The sequence below is a fragment of the Sphingobacterium spiritivorum genome, from assembly GCF_016724845.1.
Taxonomy (GTDB): Bacteria; Bacteroidota; Bacteroidia; order Sphingobacteriales; family Sphingobacteriaceae; genus Sphingobacterium; species Sphingobacterium spiritivorum_A.
This window is the reverse complement of record NZ_CP068082.1, coordinates 2,328,195-2,340,060: the sequence shown is the minus strand read 5'-3', so window position 1 is coordinate 2,340,060 and position 11,866 is coordinate 2,328,195. Positions and strand designations below refer to the sequence as shown.

The window sequence follows — 11,866 nt, the reverse complement described above, 5'->3', positions numbered from 1 at the left end:
ATAACACTGATTAACAGGTGGCAATCATTACTTTTGCGTCATTGCGTAATTTTTCAACATGAGTCGATTTTTTAAAAGAAGAAATATAAGATATATTTTACCAATTTTATTCATTGCTGTCGTAAGTTCTTGTAATAAGGACATCAGTATTTCACTTGATGGCTCCGATAACAATCTTGGTCTTAGTGTTACCGATTCATTTACTGTAAATGTATCCACCTTTCAGATGGACAATCTTCCTACTGCAGCAACAGGTACTATTCTGGTAGGTAAGGCCAATAGTGCAAAGACAGGAAGTATTTCATCCAGCAGCTATTTTCGCTTAGGTTTAGGAAATGTTTCTGCTACCATACCTGACGGGGCAATATTTGATTCCCTGACACTGGTTATCAAACCCAATCAGGCGAGATACTATTACGGAGATACTACTGTAAACCAAAAGATAAGTGTACATGAAGTCACAGAAAATATCATATTAAGAGACATTACTACAGGTATTGATAATAATCTGACTCCGGCTTTTGTCACAGGACCTACTCTTTTCGGTAAGCAGAAGTTTAACTATAACAGCACTCCTCTGGGGGAATTAACATTCAGCCCACGTATTAAATCCTTAGATACTTTATCTGTACGTTTGGACCAGAATCTTGGAAATACATTATTTAATCTTTTCAAGAATAATGATATCAAAGTATCTTCCAATGCTAACTTTCAGGAGTTTTTCAAAGGTATGGTCATTGTCCCTGCAGCAGGCAATACGGCTGTACTCGGATTTAATGATACGCTGGCAGTTAAAGTAAACTATTCGTATATCGGATCAGACGGATTCAAAACCCGCGCGGCTAAAACATTTACAATAGACAGTAAATCTTACCAGCACAATAACATCACTTTTGACCGTACAGGTACTCCATACGCATCCCTGAATTACACAAATAAAGAGCTGAAAAGCTCGGAAACCAATCAGGAAGTATTTGTTCAGGGTGGTACAGGTGTTGTAGCGAATATTAAGATTCCTTCGTTAAGAGAATTTATACTGGATGAGAAGATTTCTATAAATAAAGCCGAGTTGATTATCGAAACTCCAAATTCAAATACCGGAATGTACCCTGTACCTCCGTCTGTCATGTTGATGGTAGCGAATATTAACGGAATACCTGTTACAGCAGTCAATTTTCCTTTTACAACTACGATACAACAGGTAAATTTTAGCAAAGGAAATGATACCGGTGCAAATGGTAAATATGTATTTGATCTGATTGCATACCTTAAAAATATTAATACTGTAAATTATTATGATACTTCGTTATTTTTAACTGTTGCTTCTCCAAGCCTGTTCTCCACAGCGAATACGCTTGAAATCGCAAAAGAAAATAACAAGCCAAAAGTTAAATTAAACATCGTATATACTAAATTTTAACAATTTATGAACAAGAAAAATTGGCTAATCCTATTTTTAGCCTGTACTATCGCTTTAACATCTTTTAATTCTTGTAAAAAAAGCAATGATACAGATACCAGCACAGATACAGGCCCAACTGAATGGTTTAAAACTTCGGCTTTTGACGGAGATCCACGCAGTGCAGCAGCCTATTTCTCTATCGGAGATAACGGGTTCATTACAACGGGTATTCTGAGAACAAATGAGAGAGTAAAAGATACCTGGTTATTCGATTCCAAAAAAGGTTCATGGTCCAAAAAAGCGGACTTTATCGGAGACGCTCGTAACGCAGCTGTAGGTTTCGCTATCAACGGAGTTGGTTTCGTAGGTACAGGTTACAATGGAACAGATGCGTTGAATGACTTTTACAAATACGATTCAGCGACAGACAAATGGACTGCAATTGCACCTTTGCCAGGTGAAGCCAGATACGGAGCTGTAGCTTTCTCATTAGGAGGTTTCGGATATGTAGGTTTAGGTTCTACTAAAGCTGAAAAAACACTTAAAGATTTCTACAAATACGATCCTGCAACTAATACATGGACATCAGTAGGTACTATCTTCGCTAACAAAAGAGTGAATGCATTTTCTTTCGTGATCGGCAACACAGCTTATGTAGGTGGTGGTTTTGACAACAACTCTTTCCCTGAAGATTTCTACAAATTTGACGGCACAACATGGACTCGTCTGAATGACATCAAAAATGATGATATCGATGTAACACGTCAGAGCGCATCTGCTTTTACTGTAGGTCAGACAGCATTCGTTGTAGGCGGTAAAAAATCTTCTATCCTGAACAGCACATGGAGATACAACCCTTCAAGTGATTCATGGGAAAGCAAACATCAGGCATTCCAGGGATCTGCACGTGAAGGCGCAGCAGCGTTCTCAGTAAACGGAAAAGGATATATCACAACAGGTGCTAACGGTACATTCAAATTTGATGATACCTGGGAATTCATTCCTGTGAGATAAGAATACACCTGTTCACAAAATAAAAAAAGAGCAACTTTCGTTGCTCTTTTTTTGTCTCTGTATAAAGATCATCCTCTTCTGAATAAGTCGAAAGAGTATGGCGCCCATACTTATACCCTTCAACATACAATGTCGGATAACACTTATCTTTTCCCTCTTTACCTTAAGAGTACATGCTCACGTTACGGGACGGTACAGTAAGGAAGATAAGTTCATAAAAAAAGAGCTGCTTTATGAAAGCAGCTCTTGATATACTTGATAAAGTGTTCTGATTAAATCAGTCCTCTTTTGTTTAATAACTCTGCAATCTGAACAGCATTCGTTGCAGCTCCTTTTCTAAGGTTATCTGCCACAACCCACATATTCAATGTCTTGTCCTGTGATTCATCGCGACGTATACGGCCTACGAAGACTTCATCGCGGCCATGTGCATCCTTTGGCATAGGATATGCCAGATTAGCAGGGTCATCCACTACGATTACACCACTTTGTGCTTCCAGTACAGATCTGATATCTTTTAGATCAAACTCATTTTCGAATTCGATGTTAAGAGATTCAGAGTGTCCGCCCATTACCGGTATACGAACCGTAGTCGCTGTCACTTTGATAGAATCATCCTGCATGATCTTATTTGTCTCCTTGATCATCTTCATCTCCTCTTTTGTATATCCATTGTCCTGGAATACATCAATATGAGGAATTACATTTAAGTCGATTTGATAAGGATATGCTTTTTCTCCTTCTATACCCGCACGCTCATCGTTAAGCTGCTGAACCGCCTTAACTCCCGTGCCCGTTACAGACTGATAAGTGGATACCACGACACGTTTGATTTTGTACTTGTCATGTAACGGCTTCAAGGCCACTACCATCTGGATAGTAGAACAGTTAGGATTTGCGATAATTTTATCCTCTGCAGTCAATACATCTCCGTTTACTTCCGGAACCACAAGTTTCTTTGTCGGATCCATGCGCCATGCCGATGAATTGTCAATAACAGTAATGCCTGCCTCTGCAAACAAAGGAGCAAATTCTGTAGAAGTACTGCCTCCGGCTGAAAAAAGAGCAACATCAGGTTTCAGTGCAATAGCTTCTGTTGCGGTTACAACCGCGTACTTCTTACCCTTAAACTCAATTTCCTTACCCTTGCTCTTCTCTGAAGCAACTGGAATCAAGGTGGTCACCGGGAAATTACGCTCTGCCAAAACTGTCAACATCTCTGACCCAACAAGGCCTGTTGCGCCAACTACTGCAACTTTCATAATAATCTGTTGTTTTTTAAATTGTTATAAATTTTATTAATCTTTACTTAACTTACATGTTAATGTAGAATGCCAAACATACAAATTAAAGAGACGTCAAACCAGAGATATTTTAAAATTTATAAATTTTATACAGCAATATTGACAATTTATATAAATTATGAGCATATTAATAGAAAAAAGACAACTTTTAGGCTACTGGTTAGCAGGTCTGCTGTACCTTATCCATCCACCGGCATCCTCCTATTCGCAGAGCCGACTTTCTCCCTCTGACACATCGGGAGCACTATTTCTGGACAAATTTCAGGCTGGCCACCTCCGTCAATGGCAGCCTACCACAGATTATATCGTAGAAAGTAATATGTTGCATATCAGTCCGCAATCCTTATCTCCTGCATATCTTCATAGCAGTACATTACCCAAGCCCGGCATGCAATATGAAATCGGATTTACCAGTACAATGCCACTTACTTCAGCGAATTATTTCCGCTTCTATCTTTCCGTTAATAAACCTTCAGTTTCTCTTGCGCATCAAGGTTATCACCTTCAGGTGGACGGCACAGCAGATCAGCATGTCTATAAACTTTATCGTCAGAACGGGGCTTCAAGAATCATTATTTTCCAAAGCATTCCTCTTCCGAATGAAAGAGAACACTTATCTGCTCAGGTAATGATAACCCGGGATCAGAATGGTATTTGGCGTATTGCAGTGAAAGAGTATGAACAAAAATCATTTCGTACCCTCCTCAATACCAAAGGCCAGCCTCAGGTAAAAGACATGGTTTACAAGCTGCAGCCTGATTTTGGTCTCGCAGCTTATTTTACACCAATGCGTCATTCTATACTTCGCTTCCACTATATCCTGTTCAAAGCCTACGCATCAACCGATCAATTATCTGTTAAAAGATCAGCTATCCTTAATCCTAACACGGTATCACTTCTGTTCTCTGCTCCTCTGGATACCGTACTCATGTCCCAACACTCCAATTACTCCATTAGTCCTTTGAAAGAAATCAGGGATGTGACTACTCAGGATTCAATTGTATATCTCCATCTGAAAGATTCTCTGGTAAAGGAAACCTTCCAGATTAATATTAATAAAGGAGCTCTCTTCACCGGACAGCAGATAACGTTGGATACTACTATAGTACTGTCATACATTCCTGCCTATCAGGCACAGCAACACGATATAATCATTAATGAAATACTCTTTAATCCGAAACCCGGCGGGGTTGATTTTGTCGAGATCTATAACAACAGCAAGGAAGACATCAATCTTCAGGGTTGGAAGATTGGGAAATATACCATTTCAGACGCTGTTCATTCCTTCCCATCCGGACATTACAGGTTGCTAACCACAAATGGTACAACAGTAAAACAACATTATCCAGCTGCGGACCTGAATAATCTGATACAGCTACGTACACTACCGGCCTATAATAATATATCAGGAGTAGTCCTACTCCGGAAGAACGATCTGATTGTAGATAGTCTGCATTATACCGAAAATATGCACAGCCCGTTTATAACAAATAAAAAGGGAATTTCATTGGAACGGCAACACTATAAAGAAGATACAAATACTCCCGGAAATTTCCGATCTGCTGCAACATCAGCAGAAGGAGCAACTCCTGGATATCAAAACAGCAGGTACAGCGATAAAATTTTCAAAAAAAATAATTTTTTTTTGAGCTCCCGTACATTTTCTCCTGATGGAGATTCATTTGAAGATTTACTCCTCATCAACTATGAAATACAAGTCGAAAATGCCATGATCAGCCTTAGTATAGTAAACGACAGAGGCCATATGATCAATCGATTGATTCGGAATAAAAGTATAGGTTCATCGGGACAGATTATCTGGGATGGCCGGACAGAAAACGGGTCCCCGGCTCCGCCGGGAATTTACTTGTATATAGTTGAATTATATGACAATCAAGGCTTCAACAGGACATTCAGAGGGAGTTTTGTCCTGGCCTCACCCACATCCCACTATTGACAAAGGTTACAAAATGAGTATCTTTGTTTCGATGAAAGAGCGCGTAATTATTATAGGTGCAAACGGTCAGATCGGAACCGAATTAGCATTGGCCTTAAGACAAAAATTTGGATATGAAAATGTCATCACATCAGACATTCGTGAACCAAAATCCTTAGCCGAAAATGAGATTTTTGAAATCATTAACGTATTAGACAAAGAAGCTTTAAAAGCGCTTTTTGATAAATATAAACCTACTCAGATTTATCACCTTGCAGCCATGTTGTCTGCTACCGGTGAGCAATACCCGCAAAAAGCCTGGGATCTCAACATGAATGGTTTACTTCATGTACTGGATTTATCACTGGAGTTTAAAGTAAAACGTGTATTCTGGCCAAGCTCAATCGCTGTATTCGGACCCCATTCTCCAAAGCAGGATACTCCGCAATACTGCACGATGGATCCAAACAGTATCTATGGCATCAGTAAACTGGCAGGAGAGCGCCTGTGTGAATATTACCATGCAAAATATGGTTTGGACGTGAGAAGTATACGTTATCCGGGTATTATTTCATGGAAAACAGAACCGGGAGGAGGAACTACAGATTATGCCGTGCATATCTTTTTTGAAGCGCTCAGAAATGGCACATACGACTGCTTTCTTTCAGAAAACACAGCGTTGCCAATGCTCTATATGGACGACGCAATAAGAGGAACGCTCGAATTGATGGAAGCTCCGGAAGAGCAGTTGACGATCCGGTCCAGCTACAATCTTGCAGGTATCAGCTTCACACCGAAGATGATTGCTGAAGAAATTAAAAAAATTCTTCCTAATTTTACCATCACTTATTCGGACAATGATCCCCGTCAGGCTATTGCAGACTCCTGGCCTGCAAGTATTGATGACTCATATGCCCAAAAAGATTGGGAGTGGAAACCGAAATTCGATTTAACCGAAATGACGGCGGACATGATCCAAAACCTTAAAAACAAATAACAGACAAAATGGGAAGAGCTTTTGAATTCAGAAAAGAGCGCAAATTTAAACGCTGGGCAAAAATGGCTGTCCAATTTACACGTTTAGGAAAAGAAATCGCTATCGCAGTAAAAGAAGGTGGACCTCACCCCGAAACCAACTCTCGCCTGCGTACAGCAATCCAGAACGGTAAAGCCGTGAACATGCCTAAAGACCGTATCGAAGCGGCAATAAAACGTGCCTCAGAGAAAGATGCGAAAGGATATGAAGAATATGTATACGAAGGATATGGCCCGCACGGAGTGCCTATTCTTATCGAAACAGCAACTGATAACACCAACAGAACGGTAGCTAATATCCGCAGTTATTTTACAAAGGCCGGCGGTACATTAGGCAAGACAGGTTCTTTAGATTTTATTTTCAACAGAAAATCAATCTTCAGGTTTGATGCTCAGGAAAATCTGGATGTAGAAGAATTAGAACTGGAACTTATCGACGGAGGTCTGGAAGAGCTATATGTAGAAGCAGATGAAGAAGGAAACGATGTTGTAGTAGTACAAACTTCATTCGAAGATTTTGGAAATATGCAACGTCTTTTAGAAGAAAAAGGCATAGAAGTGAAATCTGCAAAATTAGAACGCATTGCACTATCCCATTCCAGCATTTCTGAGGAAGAAGCAGCTGATGTTCTTAAACTTATTGATAAAATTGAAGAAGATGACGATGTACAGGCTGTATATCACAATATGGACTAATACATTCGTGTTATTTCTTATAAAATGAAAAAAGAGAGCTTCCGCTCTCTTTTTTCATTTTGGTAAATTCGGTACATTTGTAAAAACAGGAACATATGACCCTTGAAGAATTTTTTGTAAAAAAGAACATTGATTTGAGTGCATTACAGCATTCAAACTCGGCTCTTTATGATGAATTCAAAAAGCATTATATGTTAATGGGAGAGAAGAGCTTTGATCATACAAAGAAATTCTGGTTTAATCGTCTTCGTAAGGATTATAAACTTGCCGAACAGGAAATAAGTCCTGCTGTAGTCCTCAAAAAGACAGAAACACAGGTCGCTTCTTCGACATCTGCGGACATTGCATCTAAACCAGCAGGGTTCAGACCAAAGTTCAAGTCTGCAGCTCCAACAGTTGCTGATAATGCACCTGCTGCAGAATCAACGTCAGCAGAAACCCGTCCGGCGACCGGCTTTACACCTCGATTTAAAAGTAATAGCACTCCGGCCAACACAGAGCAAAAAGAAAGCTCAGATCCTCAACCAGCATCTTCGAACACACCCGCAGGATTTAAGCCTCGTTTCAAACCGGGAGTTACGAAAACAAATCCGGAAGAATCCACTTCTTCCGAAAAAGACAATACACAAGAAACTGTTAATAAGCCCGCAGGATTTAAGCCTCGGTTTAAGGCCGGAATTACAGCCCCTAAGAAAGAGGACGAAATTCCACAGGCAGAATCCACGATTATAGAAAACAAGGAAACTACGGAAACACCTCTTGCTGCAACCGCACAAGACAACAAAGAAGCTCTTCAGACTCCCGCTAAGCCTTTGGGATTCAGACCAAAATTCAAAGCTGGGGTAACAACTGTCAAAAAAGAACAACAGGAACAAACTGCACAGGAAGAATCCACAGTTATAGAAAACAAGGATACTACAGAGACACCTTCTGCTACAACCGTAGAAGACAACAAAGAAGTTCCTCAAACTACCGCTAAACCTCTGGGATTCAGACCCAAATTCAAAGCTGGAGTAACAACTGTCAAAAAAGAACAACAGGAACAAACTGCACAGGAGGAATCCACAGTTATAGAAAACAAGGATACTACAGAGACACCTTCTGCTGCAACCGTAGAAGACAACAAAGAAGTTCCTCAGACTACCGCTAAACCTCTGGGATTCAGACCAAAATTCAAAGCTGGGGTGACAAAGATTCAGAAAAATGATGACAACCAAACATCTGAAGACTAAATTTTTAGCGAAAAAATTTAGAATGCGAAGAAAAGCCTTAACTTTATAACAATAATCAGCTATAAATATGTTAAAAGAAGAAAGACAAGCCTACATTATACACCAAATCAATCTTCACAATAAAGTTTTATCTTCGGATCTCAGTGTCCAGCTTAATGTTTCGGAAGATACTATCCGCCGGGATCTTAATGAGCTTGCTGAAAACGGACAGGTATTAAAGGTTTATGGTGGAGCACTCTCCAAGTCATTTCAATTCCCGTTTCAGGATGGAAATGTATATGCTAAAGAGTCTAAAAAAGAAATTGCCAGAAAATCAATATCACTCATCCAAAACGGCATGACGGTATTGGTCGGCGGTGGTACGACAGTTATAGAACTGGCACGGATCATCCCGGAAGACATACAATGTACCTTTTTCACTATCAGTCCTCTTGTCGCATTAGAACTGGCCGAAAAGGAAAACATAGAGGTAATCTCCATAGGAGGTAAACTTTCCCGTAATACGAACATTGTAACCGGAGCACAGGTAATTAATGAACTTTCTGAAATCAAAGTAGATCTTTGCATATTGGGTACAAACAGTCTTTCTATTGATGACGGGATTACAGATTCAGACTGGGAAGTTGTACAGATTAAACGTGCGATGATCAAATGCTCGCATAAAGTAGCTATATTAAGTATTGCGGAAAAACTGAACTCTAACCAGAAAATGAAGGTGGCTCCATTAAGAGACGTTTCATTCTTAGTAACAGATTTGACACCTGATCACCCATCTTTAAAGGAGTTCGCTAAAACGATAAAAGTAATTTAAAATAGCGTATCAAAGAGTTAGATGGAATCGTTGCGGGAGGAAAATAACAATACCAATACCAGGGAAGAACCTTCTTTAAAACACAAAACTGCTAAGGGTCTTCTTTGGGGAGGGATGAGCAATCTTATCCAACAGCTCCTGGGTGCATTTTTTGGCGTATATGTAAGTCGCATCCTTACACCGGAGGATTATGGCGCTGTAGCTGTACTCCTCATTTTTCCGGTTTTGGCATCCACATTACAAGAGAGTGGTTTTGTAAGCGCTATTACAAATCAAAAGCAGGTAGAACATAAAGATTACAATGCAGTCTTTTGGTTTAGCGGACTTATAGGATTATCTTTATACATTATCCTTTTCTTTTGTGCTCCTCTTATCGCATCCTTTTATGATATGCCGGAATTAACGCCGCTTGCACGCTATTTATTCCTCAGCTTTTTAATATCCAGTATGGGCACGGCACACAATGCCTACCTTTTCAGGAATCTGAAAGTCAAACAGCGCGCAATCGGAACCACTATTGCCCTCATTATTTCCGGAATCGCAGGAGTCGTGATGGCTTACAACGGCAAGGCATATTGGGGAATTGCCACTCAAACCGTACTTTATGTATTGGTCAATACGACTTTTCTATGGATATTCTCTTCTTTCAGACCAACTTTTCATTTTGATTTCAGCCCTGTAAAGAAGATGTTCGCATTCAGCAGCAAAGTGCTGATTACCAACCTTTTTTTACAATTTAACACCAATATTATTACCACCATTTTAGGAAAATTCTACACCAAAAGTGACGCCGGAGCTTTTAATCAGGCAAATAAATGGAATATCATGGGCCAATCTGTCCTATTGGGTATGTCACGTAGTGTCGCTCAACCGATTCTGACAAGCGTGCACGAGGAAGAAGAGAGGCAGCTAAGAGTATTCCGGAAGATTCTGAGCTTTACCGCTTTTATGACCTTCCCCCTTATATTTGGTCTGTCCTCTGTTGCAAAAGAATTTATTGAGATCTTTCTTACAAACAAGTGGCAGAATAGTGCCTACTTTTTAGAATTGCTGTGTATAGGCGGAGCTTTTGTCCCCCTGGCTGACATTTATGCTAATCTGGCTCTAAGTAAAGGAAAATCAAACATTTACATGTGGAATGTTATTGCATTAAGTCTGACACAGCTCGCACTGTTCTTATTGGTATATCCATACGGTATTTCCATCATGATCCTGGTCTATGTCATTACAAATATCCTTTGGCTATTCGTCTGGCATTATTTTGTTTCTAACCAGATCGGGCTCAAATGGAAGTATCTGTTTTCTGATGTATTTTTATTTGCAGCGATTGCATCGGTCGCAATAGCCGGGACCTATCTCATCACAATGGATCTGACACTCCACCTCTACATTCATTTTATCCTGAAAATAGTCCTTACAGCTCTATTATATACAACACTTATCTGGTTTATTCGTCCGCAACTGGTTAAAGAATGTATTACATTTCTTAAACTTGATAAATTTTTCAAAAGCAAAACAGCATGAAAATTTTAGCAATCATTGTTACTTATAATTTTGAAAAATGGATAGACAAATGCCTGCCAAGTCTGATCCGTTCGGATGAGCCTGTTGACATACTGGTGATAGATAATCTCTCCCAGGATCAGACCATAAATCGCATCCGTCAGGAATATCCAAGTGTACGTCTTATCGCCAATGATCAGAATCTGGGATTTGGAAAAGCAAATAATATCGGACTCACTATTGCCATTGAAGAACATTATGATTATGCCTTTTTAATCAATCAGGATGCCTGGATCACTCCGCCTTCCATCGGTAATATGTTACAACATATCGAGCAGGATCTCCCGGAAGGTATTATTTCTCCTGTTCACCTGACTGGTGAGGGAAATGAACTCGACCATGGATTTGCAACCTATATCGGGAATAGAGATTTGGAAAAGGTAAAGCAGGATGAAACAACCCGGATTGTCGAGTTTATAAATGCAGCTTTCTGGTTTATTCCGGTTTCCATTCTCCGCAAAGTAGGCGGCTTCTCTCCTCTTTTCTATCATTATGGGGAAGATAAGGACTATGCAAACAGACTTAAATTCCACCATTGTAAATTCGGATATACCTCATCTGCCATCGGCTTTCATGACAGAGCCTTTCGGAAACCTTCATTTGCTGCAACAGAACGTGCAGAATATGTATATTTTCTTTCTGAATATGCCAATATTAATTATGCGTTTGGCAAAGCCTTCGGAAAAAGCATTCTGGCAGCAAAACTCAAAAGTATCAAAGCCTTTTTCAAAGGAGATCTGAAATTATGCTGGGCTTACTATAAAATGATTTTTAAGCTTTTGGCAAAAACATCGGAAGTAACTCAGGTACGCAAGCAAACAAAGAATCCGGGAAGAAATTTTATTTAATCTTATCTTTGTTTAACCTTTGGCA

General features: G+C 39.7%; 10 protein-coding genes. 9 read left to right on the top strand and 1 reads right to left on the bottom strand.

Annotated elements, in window-relative coordinates:
- The first annotated feature begins 58 nt into the window (after positions 1-58).
- Together I6J03_RS09875 and I6J03_RS09870 are read left to right on the top strand one after the other, a co-directional pair.
- Positions 59-1,420, top strand: a complete 1,362-nt coding sequence (locus I6J03_RS09875; RefSeq protein ID WP_201694339.1) for a DUF4270 family protein — start codon at positions 59-61, stop codon at positions 1,418-1,420.
- A 6-nt stretch (positions 1,421-1,426) separates the two neighbouring features.
- Positions 1,427-2,416 carry a Kelch repeat-containing protein gene (locus tag I6J03_RS09870; protein WP_003012973.1) on the top strand — a complete coding sequence of 330 codons (990 nt, stop codon included), beginning with the start codon at positions 1,427-1,429 and terminating at the stop codon, positions 2,414-2,416.
- A gap of 272 nt (positions 2,417-2,688) precedes the next feature.
- Here the strand turns inward: I6J03_RS09870 and I6J03_RS09865 are convergent, their stop codons facing one another.
- Positions 2,689-3,678, bottom strand: a complete 990-nt coding sequence (locus I6J03_RS09865) for an aspartate-semialdehyde dehydrogenase (protein WP_003012976.1) — start codon at positions 3,676-3,678, stop codon at positions 2,689-2,691.
- Between the two features lie 160 nt (positions 3,679-3,838).
- Here I6J03_RS09865 and I6J03_RS09860 point away from each other — a divergent pair, with 160 nt between their 5' ends.
- The 7 genes from I6J03_RS09860 to I6J03_RS09830 all read left to right on the top strand — a co-directional run bounded on the left by I6J03_RS09860 (position 3,839) and on the right by I6J03_RS09830 (position 11,841).
- On the top strand, positions 3,839-5,677 hold the full coding sequence (locus I6J03_RS09860; RefSeq protein WP_003012978.1) for a lamin tail domain-containing protein: 1,839 nt from the start codon (positions 3,839-3,841) through the stop codon (positions 5,675-5,677).
- A 13-nt stretch (positions 5,678-5,690) separates the two neighbouring features.
- Complete coding sequence (locus I6J03_RS09855; RefSeq protein WP_003012979.1) at positions 5,691-6,653, top strand: NAD-dependent epimerase/dehydratase family protein; 963 nt, start codon at positions 5,691-5,693, stop codon at positions 6,651-6,653.
- A gap of 8 nt (positions 6,654-6,661) precedes the next feature.
- A complete protein-coding gene (locus I6J03_RS09850; RefSeq protein WP_003000156.1) occupies positions 6,662-7,387 on the top strand; it encodes a YebC/PmpR family DNA-binding transcriptional regulator in 726 nt (241 codons plus the stop codon).
- Between the two features lie 95 nt (positions 7,388-7,482).
- Positions 7,483-8,619, top strand: a complete 1,137-nt coding sequence (locus I6J03_RS09845; RefSeq protein ID WP_201694338.1) for a hypothetical protein — start codon at positions 7,483-7,485, stop codon at positions 8,617-8,619.
- 67 nt (positions 8,620-8,686) lie between these two features.
- Entirely contained in the window at positions 8,687-9,430 is a 744-nt protein-coding gene (locus tag I6J03_RS09840) for a DeoR/GlpR family DNA-binding transcription regulator (protein ID WP_003000159.1), read from the top strand.
- A 21-nt stretch (positions 9,431-9,451) separates the two neighbouring features.
- On the top strand, positions 9,452-10,954 hold the full coding sequence (locus tag I6J03_RS09835; protein ID WP_003012981.1) for a lipopolysaccharide biosynthesis protein: 1,503 nt from the start codon (positions 9,452-9,454) through the stop codon (positions 10,952-10,954).
- Complete coding sequence (locus tag I6J03_RS09830) at positions 10,951-11,841, top strand: glycosyltransferase family 2 protein (RefSeq protein ID WP_003012982.1); 891 nt, start codon at positions 10,951-10,953, stop codon at positions 11,839-11,841. Before I6J03_RS09835 ends, I6J03_RS09830 begins: the two co-directional genes overlap by 4 nt.
- Positions 11,842-11,866: the final 25 nt, after the last annotated feature.